18 protein-coding genes are annotated in these 19789 nt (G+C 54.1%); 15 read left to right on the top strand and 3 right to left on the bottom strand.

The window, feature by feature from the left end; translation table 11 throughout:
• The first annotated feature begins 7 nt into the window (after positions 1-7).
• From asd to ACWI0H_RS12320, 15 genes are all read left to right on the top strand, one after another.
• On the top strand, positions 8-1120 hold the full coding sequence (asd, locus tag ACWI0H_RS12390) for an aspartate-semialdehyde dehydrogenase (protein WP_336274354.1): 1113 nt from the start codon (positions 8-10) through the stop codon (positions 1118-1120).
• 182 nt (positions 1121-1302) lie between these two features.
• Complete coding sequence (locus tag ACWI0H_RS12385; protein ID WP_485873578.1) at positions 1303-3411, top strand: type IV pilus assembly protein FimV; 2109 nt, start codon at positions 1303-1305, stop codon at positions 3409-3411.
• Positions 3412-3420: 9 nt separating this feature from the next.
• The gene (truA, locus tag ACWI0H_RS12380; RefSeq protein ID WP_485873577.1) at positions 3421-4359 is read left to right on the top strand and encodes a tRNA pseudouridine(38-40) synthase TruA; all 939 of its coding nucleotides are present in this window, start codon (positions 3421-3423) and stop codon (positions 4357-4359) included.
• Complete coding sequence (locus tag ACWI0H_RS12375) at positions 4356-4994, top strand: phosphoribosylanthranilate isomerase (protein WP_336274357.1); 639 nt, start codon at positions 4356-4358, stop codon at positions 4992-4994. The genes truA and ACWI0H_RS12375 overlap by 4 nt, the downstream gene beginning before the upstream one ends.
• 188 nt (positions 4995-5182) lie before the next feature.
• On the top strand, positions 5183-6370 hold the full coding sequence (trpB, locus tag ACWI0H_RS12370) for a tryptophan synthase subunit beta (RefSeq protein WP_045812255.1): 1188 nt from the start codon (positions 5183-5185) through the stop codon (positions 6368-6370).
• A 23-nt stretch (positions 6371-6393) separates the two neighbouring features.
• Positions 6394-7197, top strand: coding sequence for a tryptophan synthase subunit alpha (trpA, locus tag ACWI0H_RS12365; RefSeq protein WP_485873576.1), 804 nt, complete (start codon positions 6394-6396; stop codon positions 7195-7197).
• Positions 7198-7291: 94 nt separating this feature from the next.
• Positions 7292-8314 (top strand): acetyl-CoA carboxylase, carboxyltransferase subunit beta, encoded by a 1023-nt coding sequence (gene accD, locus ACWI0H_RS12360; protein WP_101145447.1) that lies wholly within the window; start codon positions 7292-7294, stop codon positions 8312-8314.
• Positions 8307-9650 carry a bifunctional tetrahydrofolate synthase/dihydrofolate synthase gene (gene folC / locus ACWI0H_RS12355; RefSeq protein ID WP_485873575.1) on the top strand — a complete coding sequence of 448 codons (1344 nt, stop codon included), beginning with the start codon at positions 8307-8309 and terminating at the stop codon, positions 9648-9650. Before accD ends, folC begins: the two co-directional genes overlap by 8 nt.
• Positions 9637-10329, top strand: a complete 693-nt coding sequence (locus ACWI0H_RS12350) for an SPOR domain-containing protein (RefSeq protein WP_485873574.1) — start codon at positions 9637-9639, stop codon at positions 10327-10329. Before folC ends, ACWI0H_RS12350 begins: the two co-directional genes overlap by 14 nt.
• Before the next feature lie 3 nt (positions 10330-10332).
• On the top strand, positions 10333-10908 hold the full coding sequence (locus ACWI0H_RS12345) for a CvpA family protein (RefSeq protein ID WP_485873573.1): 576 nt from the start codon (positions 10333-10335) through the stop codon (positions 10906-10908).
• 87 nt (positions 10909-10995) lie between these two features.
• On the top strand, positions 10996-12516 hold the full coding sequence (gene purF, locus ACWI0H_RS12340) for an amidophosphoribosyltransferase (protein ID WP_485873572.1): 1521 nt from the start codon (positions 10996-10998) through the stop codon (positions 12514-12516).
• A gap of 12 nt (positions 12517-12528) precedes the next feature.
• Positions 12529-13743 carry an O-succinylhomoserine sulfhydrylase gene (locus ACWI0H_RS12335; protein WP_485873571.1) on the top strand — a complete coding sequence of 405 codons (1215 nt, stop codon included), beginning with the start codon at positions 12529-12531 and terminating at the stop codon, positions 13741-13743.
• A gap of 201 nt (positions 13744-13944) precedes the next feature.
• Positions 13945-14526 carry a cytochrome b gene (locus tag ACWI0H_RS12330; RefSeq protein ID WP_485873570.1) on the top strand — a complete coding sequence of 194 codons (582 nt, stop codon included), beginning with the start codon at positions 13945-13947 and terminating at the stop codon, positions 14524-14526.
• An 83-nt stretch (positions 14527-14609) separates the two neighbouring features.
• Positions 14610-15194, top strand: coding sequence for a YceI family protein (locus tag ACWI0H_RS12325; RefSeq protein ID WP_035557424.1), 585 nt, complete (start codon positions 14610-14612; stop codon positions 15192-15194).
• A 96-nt stretch (positions 15195-15290) separates the two neighbouring features.
• The gene (locus ACWI0H_RS12320; RefSeq protein WP_485873569.1) at positions 15291-16637 is read left to right on the top strand and encodes an MATE family efflux transporter; all 1347 of its coding nucleotides are present in this window, start codon (positions 15291-15293) and stop codon (positions 16635-16637) included.
• Here the strand turns inward: ACWI0H_RS12320 and ACWI0H_RS12315 are convergent.
• The 3 genes from ACWI0H_RS12315 to ACWI0H_RS12305 all read right to left on the bottom strand — a co-directional run bounded on the left by ACWI0H_RS12315 (position 16634) and on the right by ACWI0H_RS12305 (position 19787).
• Positions 16634-18118, bottom strand: a complete 1485-nt coding sequence (locus ACWI0H_RS12315) for a uracil permease (RefSeq protein ID WP_035557427.1) — start codon at positions 18116-18118, stop codon at positions 16634-16636. The genes ACWI0H_RS12320 and ACWI0H_RS12315 overlap by 4 nt on opposite strands.
• Positions 18119-18257: 139 nt before the next feature.
• On the bottom strand, positions 18258-19448 hold the full coding sequence (locus ACWI0H_RS12310; protein ID WP_008956208.1) for an amino acid aminotransferase: 1191 nt from the start codon (positions 19446-19448) through the stop codon (positions 18258-18260).
• Complete coding sequence (locus tag ACWI0H_RS12305; protein ID WP_350359349.1) at positions 19449-19787, bottom strand: 4a-hydroxytetrahydrobiopterin dehydratase; 339 nt, start codon at positions 19785-19787, stop codon at positions 19449-19451.
• Positions 19788-19789 lie beyond the last annotated feature (2 nt).

Genomic DNA, 19789 nt, shown 5'->3' with positions numbered 1-19789 from the left:
ACTTCATATGTTGAAAGTCGGTTTCGTGGGATGGCGCGGTATGGTGGGCTCTGTACTTATGCAGCGCATGCTGGACGATGGTGATTTTAACGGCATTGAGCCGGTGTTCTTCACCACCTCCCAGGTTGGCCAGCCCGGCCCCGATATCGGTGTGGATGTGCCTCCGCTTAAAGACGCCTTCGATATTGAAGCGCTCAAAGCGCTGGATGTTATTGTCACCTGCCAGGGCGGTGACTACACCAAGCCAGTCTACAAAGATCTGCGTAACGCAGGCTGGAAAGGCTACTGGATTGACGCCGCTAGCACTCTGCGTATGGAAGATGAGGCGACGATCGTGCTGGATCCGGTTAACCGCAAGGTTATCGATGACCAGCTATCCAAGGGCGCCAAAACATTTGTTGGCGGGAACTGTACTGTAAGCTTGATGTTGATGGGCTTGGGCGGATTGTTTGAAGCCGATATGGTTGAATGGATGACCTCCATGACCTATCAGGCGGCTTCTGGCTCAGGCGCTAAGCACATGCGCGAGCTGCTCAACCAAATGGGGCAGTTACACGACAGTGTTGGTGAAGAGCTGAAGGATACCTCCAGTGCGATTCTGGATATCGATCGCAAGGTAACCGCCGCAATGCGCGGTGGCAATTTCCCGATCGATAACTTCGCCGCACCATTGGCAGGTAGCCTGCTACCGTGGATCGATAGCAAGCTGGAAAGCGGTCAGAGCCGTGAAGAGTGGAAGGCCAGTGTTGAGACCAATAAAATTCTTGGCCTCGGCAACAATCCGATCCCCATCGATGGCCTATGTGTTCGTATTGGCGCAATGCGCTCACACAGCCAGGCGTTCACCATCAAGCTGAAGCACGATGTGCCGTTGGATGAGATCGAAGATCGCATTGCCAAGCACAACGAATGGGTCAAGCTGATCCCGAACGATAAGGATGCGACCATTGCTGGCCTAACACCTGCCGTTGCCACTGGTACGCTACAGGTGCCGGTTGGCCGCCTACGTAAGCTGCAAATGGGGGGTGAATACCTCTCCGCGTTCAGCGTCGGTGACCAACTGCTGTGGGGCGCAGCAGAGCCCCTTAAGCGGATGCTGAAGATTCTGCGGGAACAGTAATTGTTCGCTGTTATACGCTAGTCGAAGACGGGAAGCTGGTTGCAGCTTCCCGTTTTTTTACGCTGCTATTAATCACGGTAGTGGGAAATACGGCTTTATTTCGTTAAGTTATGATAAAAAAGACGTAATACAATAAGCTTGTATCCATGGTAAAAAAGTAAGTAGGCGATCAGGGATCATTCATGAAAAAGACACTGACATGGATTACATGGCTCTCATTGAGTGCAGTGAGTCCTTTTGCACTAGCCGTTGGGCTGGGGCAGGCGAGTGTCGGCTCGTATCTGAATGCGCCTCTAAATGCTTCCATTCCATTGTTGGAAAGCAGTGACTACGCTCTTGACGATATCCGAGTCAGCGTTGCCGAGCCGGAAGATTTTGCCGCGGCGGGCCTTGAATGGACGCCTCTAGCTGCAAGTGTTCGTGCCCAGATTGTAGAGCAGCAAGGGCAACGACAAGTGCGTTTAAGCTCCGGTCAAACGATGCAGGAGCCTTGGCTTGACCTGCTGCTGGCGGTTGAGTTTCCGGGCGGCCAACAATTTCGTGACATCACTTTGCTGTTTGATCCCCAGGGCTATTCGCAGCAAGGGCAGGCCCAAAGCGCTGCTCCCAACGCTGCGCCAACAACGAGTAACGCAGCGACTCCTCCGGTGGCTGAAGCCAGATCAGCGGCGCCACCCGTGGTAAGCGAGCGTGGAAATGGCAGCAGCAGCGCGTATGTGGGTAGCGGCGATACGCTATGGGGCGTCGCAGAGCGCGTTAAACCCCCTCAAACTAGCGTTCAGCAGATGATGGTGGCGCTACTGGAAGCCAATCCAGACGTCTTTCCTAGCGGCAATATAAATGATATGCGTGCAGGCCAAACGCTGAGTGTCCCTGATGCTGAGCGAATTTTGGCGCGCTCCCATCTTGATGCTGACGCCGCTATAAAAGCGATGAATGAAGCCTGGCGCGCTCGCCGCAACGGCTCATTGGAGACAGTGCCGTTACCTGACGTTGAAGAGGATGCGGTTTCAAACATTGCTATAGCTGCTGGCCAAACCCTTGAGTCTACTGGTGCAGCTGAGCCAGACAGCGCGCTTGCCGCGGGTGGCGCTGAACAAAATGAGCGAGAAGCAAACGAGCCCGCAGTAAATGACCAAGCTGCACTGGAAGAGGCTGCCGACGAGCCCGAGGCGCTAACCCGGGCAGAATTAACCGAGCAGCTGCGCCTAAGCCAAGCGACGCTTCAGCAGGTAATGGAAGAGCGCGCGTTAATGCGTGCCGAGCTTAATGCGCTGCGTAGTGAAGTGGCCTCGCTAACTCAGGCGTTGAGCGATGCGTTGGCTGCTCAAGAGCAGTCACCCGAACCACTCATTGCCAGCATGGATGAGATGGGCAGCCCGGGAGTGGCTGCCTTAGTTGAGCGTTATCAGTGGCCGCTCGCGTTAGCTGCCATCGCGCTGCTTCTGGGAGTATTGGTGTGGTTACGCAAGCGACGTGAAGAGACCTGGGACGATGTCCCTGAGCCAGTAACAAAGCCAACAGTCACGCCTGGTGCAGCGCCTAAAGCAGCCTCTAAGACAGCGCAGATGCCTGAGGCTGTTCCTGTTGCGTACCCAATCCAGGCGAATGATGACGACGTGGAAGAGCCACATCAACAAAGCGAGCCACAGGTCGCCATCGAAGACGAACCCGAGATTTCTTACACCAGCGCAGCGTCAACGGCGAACTCCGATCAGTGGTTAATTGATGAGCAAGCGCAAACGCCCGAGCAAGATGACACGCTTCGCTATGAAAACAGTTATGAAACAAATTATGAAAATAGCTATGAGAATAGTTATGAAAAAAGCCAGGCATCCGGGTTGGCTGAGCAAGGACGTCAGCGTCGCTTAGGTCTGCATGTTGCCCCCGATAACGGTTCTGATCACTTGTCATTAGCGCCGCCACTAAGCCCAGCGCCCATGCGTTTGTTGCTGGCTTCTCTCAGTGCTGACTTAAAATCGGCTGAGCCAGCGGCACCTGTTGATCATGTACAGCCAACCGAACGCGCCCCCAAAGGGTCTGAGGATGCCGGGCATCGCTTTATCGATTATCACCCGCCCACTTTAATGAACACGCCAAGTAGCCAAGAAGGCCTGCGCACCGAAACCCCAATGCAGCCTACGGTAGAGTTCGCCAGTCAGCCTGACGCCGAAACTGTTTCCCCTGCAAAACAACCGCATCGGCCGATTGAAGAGGAGTGGGAAATTGAAGAGGTAGCATTCAAGCCGCGAGGCCTGGATAATAGCGAACCTTCAAAATCTTCAAAATGATGTGGCTTGATGACGCTGTTCTATCACTTCGATGAGAAAATTCCGCTTACGGGTCGTTTGGCGATGGGTATCGAGTACGACGGTACCCATTACTGCGGCTTTCAGCGCCTTAAGCACGCCGCCTCTGTCCAGGCTTCGTTAGAGGCTGCATTGTCCAAGGTGGCCAATGAGCCTATTCAGGTGCATGCCAGCGGCCGCACCGATTCGGGAGTGCATGCAACGCGCCAAATCGTGCATTTTGACCCCACCGCGGGGCGTTCTGAGAAAGCCTGGATTTTTGGTGCCAACACCCAGTTACCTCGCGACATAGCCGTGCGCTGGGTGAAACCAGTGGGCGACGACTTTCATTCACGCCTGTGCGCCCTGGGGCGCCGCTACCGATACGTCTTGCTGAACCAGATTAGCCGCCCCGTACTGGAGCGCGCCAATGTGACCTGGTGCCGAGATCCGTTAGACGCCGATGCCATGCATCGAGCCGCTCAGGCGCTGGTAGGGGAGCACGATTTTTCGAGCTTCCGTGCCGCTGGCTGTCAATCAAAAACCCCCTGGCGGCATATGCACTTTGTCGACGTAAAGCGCTACGGCCAGCTAGTCATGATTGATATTCAAGGAAATGCGTTCCTGCACCATATGATCCGCAATATTGCCGGTGCGCTGGTGAGCGTTGGCCGCGGTGCTCAAAAAGAAGCCTATATTGGTGAACTTTTAGCGCTTCAAAACCGTCGCAAAGGCGATGTCACGGCGCCCGCCTGCGGGCTGCATTTTGTTGATTCGGTGTACGATGAGCGCTTTGATTTGCCTAAGGAGCCTTTAGGGCCGCAATTACTCGCATTTACCGGCGAGTGGACAGGCGAGCGCGAGCTCCCTGATACGCCCCGGGTCGCCTATCGTCGCAACCGTTCGCTTAGCAATACGGCAATTAACCCTGAACAGGAGGCGTCTATATGAGTACGTTGCCGTTACTCCGTACGCGCATTAAGTTCTGTGGTTTCACCCGCGGCGAGGATATTGATCGTGCCGTGGCGCTAGGGGTGGATGCCTTAGGTTTTGTGATGTGGCCGAGCAGTGCCCGTAGTGTGGATGTCGAGCAACTGGCGGTGCTTTCAGCGCGCGTGCCAGCATTTGTGACCCGCGTAGGGCTGTTTGTAGATCAGGATGATGAGCTGATTGAGCGCTGTCTGCCCTATTTAGATATGCTCCAGTTTCATGGCAGCGAAACACCCGACGCCTGCCAGCGCTATTCGCTTCCGTGGATGAAAGCGCTACGCATGCGCGATGAAATAGATTTAGCGCATGAAGCTGAACGCTATCATGGGGCTCAGGCGTTGCTGTTAGATGCTTACCGGCCGGGAGTGCCGGGGGGCACAGGGGAGACCTTTGATTGGTCGAGAATCCCCGCAAATCTAGCAAAACCTGTTATCCTCGCCGGTGGGTTGAGTGCTGATAATATCGCTGACGCTGTGCGCCAAGTAGCGCCTTATGCAGTGGATGTATCCGGCGGTATTGAAGCCTCCCACGGCTGTAAAGATGCCGATAAGATGGCGTCTTTCGTTCGTCATGTGGCATTAGCCGACGCCTGTTAGCGCTCTTTGCGCACGTTTAGATAGACGCAGTTCATGTATGTTGCCTATGGGTATTTTATCGAGCTACGTTGTTAAGTTGATTCATTTATTGGTTGCCTGTTCTGGCGATCTTGTGAGGTGTCTCTGTGACCGCTTCTGAAACCGTTTCTAACACTGTACTGAAAACAAAGTTCAGTGACCTGACCCGAATGCCGGATGCCCGTGGTCATTTTGGCCCCTACGGCGGTCGGTTTGTGTCAGAAACCCTCAGCTTTGCTTTGGAAGAGCTGGAAAAAACATATTTCAGCTTACGTGATGACCCCGACTTCCAAGCTGAGTTTGACTATGATCTTGCCCACTATGTGGGGCGCCCGTCGCCGCTTTATCATGCCAAACGCTGGTCGGAAAGCCTTGGTGGCGCACAGATTTGGCTGAAGCGGGAAGACCTGAATCACACCGGCGCTCATAAGGTCAACAACACCATCGGCCAGGCGCTACTGGCAAAGAAAACCGGTAAGCCGCGCATTATTGCTGAAACGGGGGCGGGCCAGCATGGCGTTGCCTCCGCTACTGTTGCTGCTCGCCTTGGGCTTGAGTGCGATATTTATATGGGGGCGGAAGACGTCCAACGTCAGAAGCTAAACGTCTATCGTATGCGCTTACTGGGCGCACGGGTGATTCCGGTAGAGTCCGGTACGCGTACGCTTAAAGATGCCATGAACGAAGCGCTGCGTGACTGGGTCACCAACGTTGATAACACTTTCTATATCATCGGTACCGTGGCTGGCCCACACCCTTATCCGCTGCTCGTACGTGATTTTAACGCGGTCGTGGGCCGTGAAGCGCGTCGCCAGTCGTTGGAGCAGATCGGCCGTTTGCCAGATGCGCTGATTGCCTGTGTTGGGGGCGGCTCGAATGCCCTGGGGCTGTTCTATCCGTTCGTTGAAGATGATGACGTTGCTATGTACGGCGTAGAAGCCGGTGGCGATGGGGTTGAAACGGGCCGCCACGCGGCACCGCTGGCGTCCAACGCCCCGCGCGGTGTGCTGCACGGTAACCGCACCTATTTAATGTCCGATGAAGCTGGTCAGGTGTCAGACACTCACTCTATTTCAGCTGGCCTGGATTACCCGGGCGTAGGCCCGGAGCACGCCCTGTGGAAGGATGTTGGCCGTGTTAAATATGTGGTGGCTAACGACAACGAAGTGCTGGAAGCGTTTCGTGAGTTGACGCATATGGAAGGCATTATGCCCGCTCTTGAGTCGGCGCATGCGCTGGCCCATGCCAAGGTATTGGCACCTACCATGCGTCCGGACCAACATATCGTGGTCAACCTTTCTGGGCGTGGCGACAAAGACATCATGACCGTTGCTAAGATTGATGGCATCGAATTTTAAGGTCAGCTTTTTTAAGGGCGAGAATGAACCGTATTGATCAGCGTTTCAGTGAACTTAAACAGCAGGGTCGCAAGGCTCTGATCCCTTACATCACCGCAGGGGACCCAGCACCGCAGTATACGGTGGGCTTTATGCACGCACTGGTAGACGCCGGTGCTGATGTCATTGAACTTGGCGTGCCTTTTTCCGACCCAATGGCCGATGGCCCAGTGATTCAAAAAGCCTGTGAGCGTGCGTTAAAGCAGGGAACACGGCTGGTTGACCTGATGCAGATGGTCAAAGAGTTTCGCCAAACCGATACCACGACGCCGGTTGTGTTAATGGGGTATTTAAACCCTATTGAGCGTATTGGTTACGAGAGCTTTGCTGACCAAGCTGCCAGTGTCGGCGTCGACGGCGTTTTGATTGTCGATATGCCGCCGGAAGAAGCCGATGAAATTGGCCCATTGCTGAAATCTCGTGATTTAGCGGCGATTTTTCTCGTTGCGCCTACCACTTCTAACGAGCGTGCCGCTACAATATGCGCCCATGGCGAGGGCTACTTATACTATGTTTCGCTGAAAGGCGTGACAGGCGCTGCCACCCTGAATGCCGAAGACGTAGCCGAGCACTTGGCTTCACTGCGTGGGATGACCGATTTGCCGCTTTGCGTTGGTTTTGGCATTCGTGATGGCGTTACGGCCGCGGAAGTGGCTAAAGTCGCCGATGGTGTAATTGTAGGTAGCGCCTTGGTTAACCGTATCGCCGAAAGCTTGGATGCGCCGGAAACCATTGCGGGCCAGTTGAAAAGTGTATTAGCAGAAATGCGTACGGCGATGGATGCCTAAAGCTAAATGCTTTATCGCCTATACTTAACAGTTTGACGACACTCATCAAGCCTGGTTTTGCCAGGCGTTGACGTATAACGGAAGCCTTTTTGATATGAGCTGGTTAGACAAGATCGTACCCTCCATGGGTCGTATCCAGCGTAAAGACCGTCGCGCTAGCGTTCCCGACGGCCTCTGGCGTAAATGTCCCAAGTGCGAAGCGGTTCTCTATCTTCCTGAGTTAGAGAAACACAATAGCGTCTGTCCCAAGTGCGATCACCACCTGCGCTTGACGGCGCGTAAACGCTTGGACTGGTTCTTGGATAAAGCAGGACGCGAAGAGATCGCGGCGGAAATCGAACCCAATGATCGATTGAAGTTTCGCGACTCTAAAAAATACAAAGACCGCCTGACTGCAGCGCAAAAAGATACCGGTGAGAAAGATGCACTGGTGGCCATGCGCGGTGAGCTGGACGGTTTGCCTGTAGTAGCGGTTGCCTTTGAGTTCACCTTTATGGGCGGCTCAATGGGGGCGGTGGTAGGCGAGAAGTTTGTGCGCGCCGCTACGCTCGCACTGGAAGAGAATATTCCACTGGTGTGTTTTGCAGCTTCGGGCGGTGCGCGTATGCAGGAAGCGCTCTTCTCGTTGATGCAGATGGCCAAAACTTCTGCGGCGCTTGAGAAGCTCAAGCAGGCGGGAGTGCCGTATATTTCAGTGCTTACTGATCCTGTCTTTGGCGGCGTTTCAGCCTCGTTGGCTATGCTTGGTGATTTAAATATTGCCGAACCCAATGCATTGATTGGCTTCGCTGGCCCACGGGTCATCGAACAAACAGTGCGTGAAACTCTACCAGAAGGGTTCCAGCGCAGTGAGTTTCTGCTTGAGCATGGCACTGTCGATATGATCGTTCATCGTCATGAAATGCGTGCCCGCGTGGGCAGTGTGCTGCGTAAACTGACTCATCACGATGCTACGCCAGTTAGTTCGTTGTCGACGGATGATGCGGACGTTTCAGAACCTATCGTCGAAGAGGCAGCGTTAGCGGACACTGCTGACGTCACTTATGAAAGCATTGAGCCAGCTAAGAAGGACACTTCCTCTACCGCTAAGAGTGACGACCATACACGCAATGCCTGATTCTTTGCAGCCAGACTCTTTGTCGCCCTTGTCTTTAAACCAATGGCTTCAACATTTGGAAACGTTGCACCCGGTCGGAATCGATATGGGCCTGGAGCGAGTTTCCAAAGTGGCAAAGCGTATGAGGCTGCTTTCAAGCCCGATTGCTCCCCGCGTTATTACCGTGGCGGGAACGAATGGCAAGGGCTCAACCCTTGCCATGATCGAGAGCATTGCCCGTGCCCACGGTTGGCGGGTGGGTACCTATACGTCACCCCACTTATTGCGCTACAACGAACGCATCAAAATCGACGGTCAGGAAGCTGAAGATCAACTGCTCGTAGAAGGTTTTGAGCACGTTGAGCGAGCACGCTTGCAGGATGATGAAATCAGCCTGACCTATTTTGAGGCGGGCACACTGTGCGGTCTGTGGTGCTTAGCTAACGCAGAACTTGATCTTGCGGTACTTGAAGTAGGTCTTGGCGGTCGACTTGATGCGGTCAATATCATTGATGCAGATGTAGCCATCGTCACCACGATTGCTCAGGATCATGCTAACTTTTTAGGCACCGATCTGGCTCAGATTGGGCGCGAAAAAGCCGGTATCTTCCGTGCTGGCAAGCCAGCCGTATTAGGCAGTCAAGCGTTACCAGTAAGCGTTTTCGAATGCGCACAGTCGTTAGCAGCGCCTAAGTTTGCATTAGGGCAGCAGTTTACCCACCAAACCATGGGTGAAGAGTATTCCAATTGGCGCTGGCAGGGGCAGCAAGCGGATGGCACGAGCATCGTCGTTGACGCGCTTCCTGACCCTGGGCTGCCTATCGATAATGCGGCGACTGCATTACAAGCGCTCGTACTTGCCGGAATGGCGTTGGTGCCCGCTCATGTAAAAGTAGGGCTCGCGACGGTGCAACTGGCTGGGCGGCTACAATGGATTGGTCCATGGTGCCTGGATGTGGGGCATAATCCGCATGCCGCCGAGTACGTCGCTCGCCACTTACCGTCACCGCCCGAAGGGGGCCAGCAGTGGGGCCTTATCGGCATGTTGAATGATAAGGATATTGACGGTGTCATACAGGCATTATCAGCCCGCATCAGCGATTGGGTGTGCGTGTCGCTGACAGGCGAACGAGGTTGCCTGGCAAGTGAGTTGTCGCAACGTATTATAGCTCAGGGAGGGCGGGTGCACTTTTGCGCAGAGTCGCCGCACGCTGGCGCCGATTGGCTCGCTAAGGTGTTAACGCCCAATGATCGTGTCTTGGCCACCGGGTCGTTCTTTACTGTAGCGGCACTGCTAGCTCGGCCACTGCCAACAGGCGCCGCGTCGCTTGATGGAGACGGAAATGAAATACGGTAAAACCGAACGCATTAGCGGTATTGTAATTTTGCTCGCACTGCTGGCGATCTTTGTGCCGTGGCTAATGAGTGACCCGGCACCTAGAGAAGAGCGTCCCCAGCCGAGCTTTGTCATTGAGCAGCCGGTTGAGGTGGAGCGTCGTAATGTACCCGCGCCAGAAAGGCCCTCAACCATTGATGAACCCGCATTATCTTCAGCACCCAGTGACGATAGTGACGACGGCTCTACCCCTATTGATGCCAACCCGCGAGCGCCGCAAACCGATCAAATCGCTGCTTCAAACCAGTCACCTTCTAGCGCAGAAGCGGCAGGCTCCAGTGAGCCCGACGAGGCGCCGTCTACTCCTGATAGCGACCCCATCGCTGATTTAATTGCCACCAATAGTGGCAGTGGTCAAAGCAGCTCTGGAAGCGAGTCACAAAGCGCTTCTAGTCCTTCTTCCAGCGCCCAAGGGGAGTGGGCGGTGCAAGTGGGCAGTTTCGGTGAGCCAGCGAATGCCCAGCGACTCAGCGCACAACTGTCAGAAGAGGGGTTTAGCGTTTATCAACGTGAGCGTGATAACAATATGACCACTGTATTTGTTGGCCCCTATGCCACCTCCGAAGACGGTGAATCTGCCATGTCCTCGATCAAAGAACGCGCCAATGTTCAGGGCCTTCTTGTTCGAGTAAGAGACTAAACCATGGCGTTAACATGGATTGATGCGGTGTTCTTGGCCGTGCTGGCGTTATCAATGCTAGCCGGTTTCGTAAGAGGATTTGTACGCGAAGCATTGGGACTGGCCGCCTGGGTCGTCGCGTTAATGGTGGCCCGGGTGCTCGCCGAGCCGGTGGCGGAACTGATGAGCGGGTTTATTGAAAGCTTTGATGCCCGCCTGGTGCTCGCTTTCGTGCTGGTAATTTTTGCCGTCATTTTACTGTGTGGCATTGTGATTCGTTTAGTGCATGCCGCGGTTGAGTGGGTGGGCATGGGGCTTTTGAACCGCGTGGCGGGGGCCGCTTTCGGTGTTGCCCGCGGGGCGGTTGTTTTGCTTGTGGCGACGGTGCTGATTACGCTCACCCCGTTATCTGAGCTACAGGCGTGGCAACAGGCGGAGCTGCGGCCGACCTTTATCCAACTGCGCGATTGGGCGGTGAGTCAGTTAAACCAGTGGGATCGCGAGCTGCCTGATGCGCCGTCGTCACTACGAGATATTTCTCTGCCTGCGTTGCGCCTGCCTAGTGCAGCGGAACGTGAAGTTATCCCGACAGGTGATTGACCTGTTACTGAAGTCGATTCTACGAACGTACGGGCTTGCTTAGGTAAGTGACTTAGGTAAGCCATGGCATTAAGCGAGGTAACGTGAATGTGCGGTATAGTGGGCCTTCTAGGCAAACAGGCGGTAAATCAGGGAATCTACGATGCCCTGACCGTACTTCAGCATCGTGGCCAGGACGCTGCCGGCATGATGACATGGAGCGAGGGACGCTTCTTACTGCGCAAGAGTAACGGATTGGTTCGTGACGTATTCCACACCCGCCACATGGCTCGCCTGAAAGGCAACCTGGGCATTGGTCATGTACGTTATCCGACGGCAGGCTCATCAAGTGAAGCAGAGTCGCAGCCGTTCTATGTCAACTCGCCTTATGGTATTGCGCTGGCGCATAACGGCAACCTGACCAACTCCGAGCAGTTGAAACAGGAGCTGTTCTCGACCGATTTACGCCACATCAATACCAGTTCCGATTCTGAAGTGCTGCTCAACGTGTTTGCTCATGAGCTGGGTAAGCAAGGCTTACACCTGGAAGCGGAAGACATCTTTGACGCCGTGCGTCGCGTTCACCGTCGCTGTAAAGGTGGCTATGCCGCCGTGGCGATTATTAATGGCTTTGGCATGGTGGCGTTCCGCGACCCCTTCGGTATTCGCCCGGTAGTCTTCGGTACCCGCGAAGAGGAAAACGGTCAAGCGGTTATGATCGCCTCCGAATCCGTTGCGTTGGATGTCGGTGGCTTTGAGCTTGAGCGTGATCTGTCGCCTGGTGAAGCTATTTTTGTAGATATCGAAGGCAATATTCATACTCAAGTCTGTGCTGATCGTCCGCTGCTTCGCTCGTGCATTTTTGAACATGTTTACTTAGCGCGCCCAGACTCGCTGCTGGACGGTGCCTATGTTTACGGTACCCGGATGCAGATGGGCCGTAAGCTGGGTGATCGAATCCTCAATGAATGGCCGGATCATGATATTGATGTGGTCATTCCTATTCCAGACACGTCGCGCACCTCTGCCCTCGAAATGGCACAGCACCTTGGGGTGACCTATCGCGAAGGGTTTATGAAGAACCGCTACATTGGCCGTACCTTTATTATGCCGGGGCAGACTCAGCGGAAGAAATCGGTACGTCAAAAGCTCAACGCTATCGACGTTGAGTTTAAAGGCAAGAACGTGCTGCTGGTGGATGACTCCATCGTGCGCGGCACGACCTGTAAGCAGATTATTCAAATGGCCCGTGATGCGGGTGCGCGTAAGGTCTATTTTGCCTCGGCGGCGCCGCCGGTTCGCTTCCCCAATGTGTATGGCATCGATATGCCCGCCGCGTCTGAGCTGATTGCCCATGGCCGTAGCGAAGATGAGGTCGGTGATTTAATTGGGGCTGACCGCATCTTCTATCAAAACCTGGAAGATCTAAAAGCGGCGTGTCGTGAAGTGAATCCTGAAATGGAAGAGTTCGATTGCTCGGTGTTTGACGGCAACTACGTCACCGGCGATATCGACGACGCTTATTTGGCCGCGCTTGAAGCTAGCCGTAATGATTCTGCCAAGGATCAGAGTGCTGGCGATCACGCTCTTGTCGATATGCACAATCAAGACGATGACCTGGACGATTAGGAGTGAAGCCTTATGCATGATGACAATCATCAGGAAGACGGTCACCAGGATGAATGGTCATTAGAGACACTGGCGATCCGGGCAGGCCATCAGCGCACCTTTGAGCAGGAGCACTCGGAGCCTATTTTTCCGACCTCGAGCTTTGTCTATGAAAGCGCTGCAGAAGCGGCGCGTAAGTTCGGTGGCCAAGAGCCGGGTAATGTTTATTCACGCTTTACCAACCCGACAGTGCATACCTTTGAGCGTCGCCTAGCGGCGCTTGAAGGCGGCGAGCGCTGTGTTGCCACCAGTTCGGGCATGTCGGCCATTCTGTCGACAGCGTTGGCATTGCTTTCCGCAGGGGATGAAATTGTGGCCTCCCGGTCGCTATTTGGCTCAACGGTTAGTCTGTTCGATAAGTATTTAGGCAAGTTTGGTATTACCACGCGTTATGTCGAGCTTTCCAATGCCGCTGCATGGGAAGCGGCGATCACGCCCAAAACGCGTCTATTGTTTGCCGAAACGCCCTCGAACCCGCTGTCTGAAATTGCCGATATTCCGGCCCTGGCCGCGTTGGCCAAACGTCACGACGCGCTGCTGGCAATTGATAACTGCTTCCTCACACCGGCCCTCCAGCAGCCGTTGGCGCTAGGTGCTGACCTAGTCATCCATTCGGCGACTAAGTATTTGGATGGGCAGGGCCGTGCCATTGGCGGGGCAGTAGTGGGGAGCCATGCGCTGCTTGAAGAAGTGTTCGGTGTGGTACGTACCTGCGGCCCGTGCTTGAGCCCTTTCAATGCCTGGATATTCACCAAAGGGTTGGAAACACTATCACTGCGTATGAAAGCGCATTGTGAAAATGCCTTGATCCTTGCCCGCTGGTTAGATGCACATCCGGCGGTGAACCGCGTGTTCTATAGCGGCCTGGAGGATCATCCACAGCACGCCTTGGCCAAACAGCAGCAAAAGGGGTTCGGCGCCGTATTGGGCTTTGAAGTGAAGGCCGGTCAGGAAGGCGCGTGGCAGGTAATTGATGCGACTCGCATGCTTTCGATAACGGGTAATTTAGGTGATGTTAAAACCACGATTACCCACCCGGCCACCACTACCCATGGGCGTCTTTCTGATGACCAAAAGGCCGCTGCCGGTATCGCCCTTGGCTTGATCCGAGTCGCGGTAGGGTTAGAAAGCCAGGAAGACATTCAGCGTGATTTAGCCCGTGGACTGGATGCCCTGGCTGCGAGTTAACTAGCCGCTTGATAAGCAAAACCGGCCCAGCAGTTGGCCGGTTTTTTTCTGCGCCAATCTCAATCAGCACGCTATCTTCAAACAGTGGTTTTTACGAATGATGTGTTCTGCTTTTTTCAGCGGTTCCTAACGCGGTTACACGATATGCTTGCGTTATTAACGTATTCGCTAACGGGTAGCGACGAATAAGGGAAAACAGTGATGTGGCGTAATAGTCGTAGCGGGTGGGGGTTGATCAGTATTCTGTTTCACTGGCTAAGCGCGCTGGCTATTATCGGTCTGTTTGCGCTGGGCTGGTGGATGACGGACCTTGGCTATTATGACCCCTGGTACAATCAGGGCCCATGGGTACATCGCTCGATTGGTATGTTGCTACTATTTGCTACCCTGGCGCGATTAGTATGGCGCTTTGCTCAACCAACCCCTACGGCAGAAGGCGGCCGCCTAGAGATTATTGCTGCCCATGTGGGGCATATCGCTCTTTATGTGCTTGTATTGCTGGTCATGGTGAGCGGCTACTTAATTTCGACCGCTGACGGAAGCGGTATCACTGTCTTTGGTTGGTTTGAGGTACCTGCACTGGTATATGACTTCCCCAACCAGGCAAGCTTGGCAGGTAATGTACATTGGTATAGCGCTCTGGCATTGATGATTATATCGGCAGGTCACGCGCTTGCCGCGTTTAAGCATCACTGGCTAGACCGGCATTCAACATTGGTACGTATGCTGAATCCAGCGCATAGCCGAGCTGGCGATCATAATGCAACAAAGTCATCACGTTAGCCGTTTACACTTTTTCTAAACATCGCGCGTAAGATAATTGACTTCCCGCGGTGCCTATTAAGTAAAGCAAGGAGCAATTCAATATGTTCAAGAAAACAGCATTTGCATCCGCGATCGCCGCTGTAGCGCTGGTACCATTGAGCCAAGCACAGGCAGCTGATTACCAAATCGATACCGAAGGCCAACACGCCTTTATTCAATTCAAAATTTCTCACTTGGGTTTCTCTTACATTCTAGGTAGCTTTGAAGAGTTTGAGGGCCAGTTCGCTTACGATCCTGAAGACCTTGAAGCATCTTCAGCAGAAATCGAAGTCCAAGTGGATAGCCTGACCAGCAACCATGCTGAGCGTGACCGTCATATCCTGAGCGGCGACTTCCTGAATGCCAGTGAATTTCCGACAGCGACCTTTACCTCTACAGGCTTTGAGTCAACGGGTGATAATGAAGGCGTGTTGACCGGTGATTTGACCCTGCACGGCGAAACTCAAGAGATTGAAATGCCGGTTACCCTGATGGGTGAAGGCGATGACCCGTGGGGCAACTACCGCGCTGGTTTTGAAGGTAGCACTACGCTGACCTTGGGCGATTATGGTATTAATATGAGTGACTTCCCTGAATCTATGCACGAACTTGAGCTATATGTGACGTTTGAAGGTATTCGTCAGTAAGAATTTACTGCGCTAAGTACGCCACTGCCCTTTAAGGGCGGTGGCGTTTTACGTTACAACCGATAAATATTTATCCATCACCTAAGGAGAGAGTGCTTGGCTGCTGTCATGCAACAAAAAGAGTTGGCGATAACCCTATGGCGTCAAACGTGGCCTATGGCCATTGGGGTGTTGGCGCTATTGGGTTTTCAACTTGTTGATAGCGCATTTATTGCTCGTTTGGGTACTGCGCCGTTGGCCGCGCAATCATTTACCTTTCCGTTGTCGTTTCTGATTATCGGCATTCAGGTAGGGATGGGTATTGCGATTGCCGCGCTTATTTCGCGGGCATTGGGGGCGGGTGAAGAAGCCCGGGCGAGACGCTTAAGCAGTTTGGTGCTTATGGCGGGTGGCGGCGTCATCGGCCTCTTGGCGATCGCATTATGGATATTTTATGTGCCTATCTTTCGACTGCTGGGCGCGGATGAAACGACGCTTTCCTATATCCGCATTTATTGGGCACCTCAGCTGCTATCCGCATGGTTGGGGGCACTGCTTTATTTCAGCTACAGCGTTTTTCGTGCCCACGGTGACACCCGTCTACCAGGCAAAATGATGGTGCTGAGTAGTCTTGTGAACCTTGTTCTCGATCCACTGCTAATCTTTGGTATTGGTGATTGGGAAGGCTGGGGTCTACCTGGCGCAGCCTGGGCAACCGCGATTGCTTTTTCAGTAGGTCTATTGGTGACCACGCGTAAATTACTTAAACGCCAGTGGGCCGCTCAGCAGGGACTGTGGCAAGAGGCCAAACAGTCGTGGCGGCCATTTACGGGTATTGCCGCACCGGCCATGGTCAGCCAGCTGATGCCACCCTTGGCTGCGATGCTGGTAATCTCTGTTGTGGCGGGCCTGGGTGAAAGCGAAGTGGCCGCCTGGGGCTTGGCAAGCCGTTTGGAGACACTCTCACTGATGGTCATTCTGGCCATGACCATGTCGCTGCCGCCATGGTTAGGGCGTTGCTACGGTGCCGGTGATTGGGGGCAAATTCAGCAGCTGATGACGTTAGCTATTAAGGTCGCGCTATTTTGGCAGCTGGGTCTCGGCATAGTATTGGCACTGGGAGCGCCCTGGCTAGCGATGGCGTTGGCAGGCAACCCGGATGTGCAAAGCGAGCTGACGCTGCTGATTCGTTTTCTCTTGCCTAGCTATGCGGCACTAGGTGTTTGCATGCTAGTCGTCTCGGCAGGTAATGCGTTAGGTTGGCCATTACGAGCCATGCTGTTATCCAGTGCGCGGCTGTTTATTTGTTATTTGCCTTGCCTATGGTTGGGCTCGCAGTTCTTCGGTTGGTGGGGGCTGGCGGCGGGTGCGGCCGTGGGGAATCTGCTGGCAGGCTTTATGGCATGGCTCGTTATGCGGCGTATTTTATCCCGCCCGCATCGGCAGGCGGGATTCATCCATTAACGCTTGCGTGCTGCTTCCTGATAGGAAAAATACATAAACAGTAGTGCCATACCCAAGTAGCCCATGACAAACTCTGGCGCTGCATTGAAAGAGAGTTTAGGGGCGTGCATTAGTCCGAAAAACGAAAAGCCCGCCGCAATTGCCGCGAAGGCGGCTGCACGCCTAAACTGATGATCAATCACCGAGACCGTCATAGCGCCCAGTAGGATCGCCATAAACATGGCCCCTTGGCCCATTACTACGATGGCACTTGAGATATCGGTCACTACCTCGCCAGCCCCGCGATTAAAGCGCGTCATCACGTAGTTAGCAAAGTAGGGCAGCATGGCCAGCGCCACGGCAGGGTAGTAGCGCGTGTCGTTGGCTTGAAAGGCGGTCGCAATCATCGACATGCCAACAAAGACTAGAATGGGCGCTACTACAGAAACGGGAATAATTGCTGCCAGCGCAGCAATGAGACCGAACATGGTGGCTAAGGCATATACAGCGCCATTCAGCAGGCTGTATCCCCGGCCCGCGCCCATCCATTTAGCGCCTACCGTTGCGATATAAACCGTAGTTGGAAAGACGCCGCCAAATAGCGCGCCAATCATGGTGCCTGCGCCATCTACTGCCTGGCATTCGCGCACATCGTATTTGTCGCCTGCCGCCTCCATTGCTTCCACGTTGTTCATGGTTTCAATAGCGTTATACAGTGTAATGGGCAGCACCACGGTCAGCACTGCAAGCATGCTGGTCAGCAGTAGCCCCAGCCCCTCAAACCAGGCCAGATTGGGAAGTAATGGATAAAAGCCTAGGTGGGTAAAGGCATCGCTAAACCGTTCGGTGCCAGCGTCGCCAATCAAGTAGGCCATGGCGGTACCGACAATAATGGCAAATAGCGAGGTTGGAAGCTTAAAGGGCATGCTGACGCGGGCCACTAAGCCAACAATAATAATCGCTAACACCAGCAGGCCGATAATCGGCATTTCGAGTGTTTTAAACAGCATTTCTCCGGCAATAAACGTCAGTGCAACGCCGGCCACTGCGCCAAGCATAGCGGCTCTTGGTAAGTGGTATTGCACCCAGCGACCAATGACGCTAATCGCGGCTTCAATGGCACCGCTTATAAAGCAGGCGGCAACAGCCACTTTCCAAGCCATTTCCGCATCGCCGGTGAGCTGTTTGGCGGGTAGCAATACGCCGAACAGGAATACGAACATCACCGGCGTCGAGATACCGTAAGAGAGCGCTGTCACATCCGCCCGGTTTTCTTTGCGTGCCAGCCTTGCCGCGCTCCATGCATAGTAGAAGTTGCCTACCATCACCGCTACCGCTGCGCCGGGCAGCACTTGCCCATAGACAATGGAGGCAGGAAACCCCATGCCCAGCATGGTGATGGCGATAATGACAAAGTTGGCGATGTTGTTTTGGAAGAGAGCGAAGAATGCGTCAGTGTCTTCTTTTTTGTACCACGGATAGTGAGTGCTGGCAGCCGCCATGTTATGCCTCTTGATTATGGTGTGTTGTATACAAGGCTATACTGAGTGTGCCGAAGTGTTGACTAATCGGTCAAGTGCCTAATACATGAAAACGCCCAGGCGTTGCCTGGGCGTTTGTTACTGCGTTGCTGCTTGGCGATTAGTCGTTAACAGCGGCAATCGCTTTGGCCAAGTAGGGGAGATTCTCGTGGGAGAAGCCCGCTACGTTGGCGCGACCCGAGCGCACCATGTAGATACCAAACTCGTCACGCAGGCGATCGACCTGTTCCGGCGTTAAGCCGGTGTAGGAGAACATGCCACGCTGCTCAGCAACGCAGGCGTACTTCTCGTCCAGTCCGTAGGGCTTCAGTGCTTCCACAAAGTCGCGGCGCAGGGTATTGATGCGATCACGCATTTCGGTGAGTTCTTCACGCCACATCTCGGTCAGTTCGGCGTCGTGGAGAATTTCGCTGACGATAGAGCCGCCGTGAGCGGGCGGGTTCGAGTAGTTCTCACGGGCAACGATGGCGACTTGAGAGCGGATGTTGTCCATCTGCTCGTTATTTTTGGCCACCATGATCAAGCAACCGGTACGCTCGCAGTAAATACCAAAGTTTTTAGAGCATGAGCTGGTGATGATCGCTTCATCAAGGTTCTCTGCCAGCAGGCGCACGCCATAAGCATCTTCATCCAGACCTTCGCCAAAGCCTTGATAGGCGAAATCGATCAGCGGAAGCAGCTTGCGTTCACGCACGATTTCCAGCACTTCCTGCCACTGGTCATGGGAAAGATCAAAACCGGTAGGGTTATGGCAGCAGGCGTGTAGCACCACCACATCACCTTCAGGAATGCTTTTCAGCGCTGACCGCATGCCGTCAAAGTCGAGACGGTTGTCGGGGTCAACGTAAGGGTACTTGTGCAGCTCAATACCAGCTGCCGTAAAAATGCCGTGGTGGTTCGGCCATGTCGGGTCACTTACCCAGATACCCTTACCCGGCAGCTGTGTGGCAATAAAATCTGCAGCCAAGCGCAGCGCGCCGGTACCGCCTGGTGATTGGGTGGCGCTGGCACGATTGGCTTTTAAGACGGATGAATCAGCGCCAAAAACCATGGGCAGCACGACTTCGCCATAGCTAGGCGCGCCGTGAGAACCGATATAGGTTTTTGTCGTTTCGTTTTTGAGCAGGCGAGCTTCTGCTTCCTTAACAGCGCGCATTACCGGCGTATTGCCTTGGGTATCACGGTAAACACCGACACCTAAATCCACTTTTTGCGGGTTGGTATCTTTTTTGAAAGCTTCGATCAGCCCGAGAATGGCGTCTCCTGGGACTCGCTCAATATGCTCAAACATTTATTCGGCTACCTCGTCGGTTCTGGCGGCAAGAATGAAGTCATTTAGATGCAGGCCTTTAATAGCATGAGACCACCACGTGACGGTGGCTTTGCCCCACTCTGTGGTAATAACGGGGTGGTGGCCAGCCTGCTCTGCAATATCACCAACGCGTTGGGTGAATGCCAATGCGCTGGCGAAGTCGCGAAATGTAAAACTCCGTGACAGCTTCATGATGCCATCGTGCTCGACAATCTGCCACTGGCTGAGGCTTTTTAGCCGCTCTTGGGCTTCTCCTAAGTTTAGCGGCTGAGCATTTTTACCGCAGGGTTCGCAGGTAGATTCAGCGAGCGTTGCCATCT

Source organism: Halomonas sp. NYA30 (genome assembly GCF_976980765.1).
This window is presented reverse-complemented; position numbering and strand designations above follow the sequence as displayed.

What these genes read in the sequence shown, in the direction of transcription:
- ACWI0H_RS12375 (WP_336274357.1), top strand. Translation starts at nt 4,356, where the DNA reads ATGAGTACGTTGCCGTTACTCCGTACGCGCATTAAGTTCTGTGGTTTC.
- ACWI0H_RS12310 (WP_008956208.1), bottom strand. Translation starts at nt 19,448, where the DNA reads ATGTTTGAGCATATTGAGCGAGTCCCAGGAGACGCCATTCTCGGGCTG.
- trpB (WP_045812255.1), top strand. Translation starts at nt 5,183, where the DNA reads ATGCCGGATGCCCGTGGTCATTTTGGCCCCTACGGCGGTCGGTTTGTG.
- truA (WP_485873577.1), top strand. Translation starts at nt 3,421, where the DNA reads ATGACGCTGTTCTATCACTTCGATGAGAAAATTCCGCTTACGGGTCGT.
- ACWI0H_RS12385 (WP_485873578.1), top strand. Translation starts at nt 1,303, where the DNA reads ATGAAAAAGACACTGACATGGATTACATGGCTCTCATTGAGTGCAGTG.
- ACWI0H_RS12345 (WP_485873573.1), top strand. Translation starts at nt 10,333, where the DNA reads ATGGCGTTAACATGGATTGATGCGGTGTTCTTGGCCGTGCTGGCGTTA.
- accD (WP_101145447.1), top strand. Translation starts at nt 7,292, where the DNA reads ATGAGCTGGTTAGACAAGATCGTACCCTCCATGGGTCGTATCCAGCGT.
- purF (WP_485873572.1), top strand. Translation starts at nt 10,996, where the DNA reads ATGTGCGGTATAGTGGGCCTTCTAGGCAAACAGGCGGTAAATCAGGGA.
- ACWI0H_RS12335 (WP_485873571.1), top strand. Translation starts at nt 12,529, where the DNA reads ATGCATGATGACAATCATCAGGAAGACGGTCACCAGGATGAATGGTCA.
- asd (WP_336274354.1), top strand. Translation starts at nt 8, where the DNA reads ATGTTGAAAGTCGGTTTCGTGGGATGGCGCGGTATGGTGGGCTCTGTA.
- ACWI0H_RS12350 (WP_485873574.1), top strand. Translation starts at nt 9,637, where the DNA reads ATGAAATACGGTAAAACCGAACGCATTAGCGGTATTGTAATTTTGCTC.
- trpA (WP_485873576.1), top strand. Translation starts at nt 6,394, where the DNA reads ATGAACCGTATTGATCAGCGTTTCAGTGAACTTAAACAGCAGGGTCGC.
- ACWI0H_RS12305 (WP_350359349.1), bottom strand. Translation starts at nt 19,787, where the DNA reads ATGGCAACGCTCGCTGAATCTACCTGCGAACCCTGCGGTAAAAATGCT.
- folC (WP_485873575.1), top strand. Translation starts at nt 8,307, where the DNA reads ATGCCTGATTCTTTGCAGCCAGACTCTTTGTCGCCCTTGTCTTTAAAC.
- ACWI0H_RS12325 (WP_035557424.1), top strand. Translation starts at nt 14,610, where the DNA reads ATGTTCAAGAAAACAGCATTTGCATCCGCGATCGCCGCTGTAGCGCTG.
- ACWI0H_RS12330 (WP_485873570.1), top strand. Translation starts at nt 13,945, where the DNA reads ATGTGGCGTAATAGTCGTAGCGGGTGGGGGTTGATCAGTATTCTGTTT.
- ACWI0H_RS12315 (WP_035557427.1), bottom strand. Translation starts at nt 18,118, where the DNA reads ATGGCGGCTGCCAGCACTCACTATCCGTGGTACAAAAAAGAAGACACT.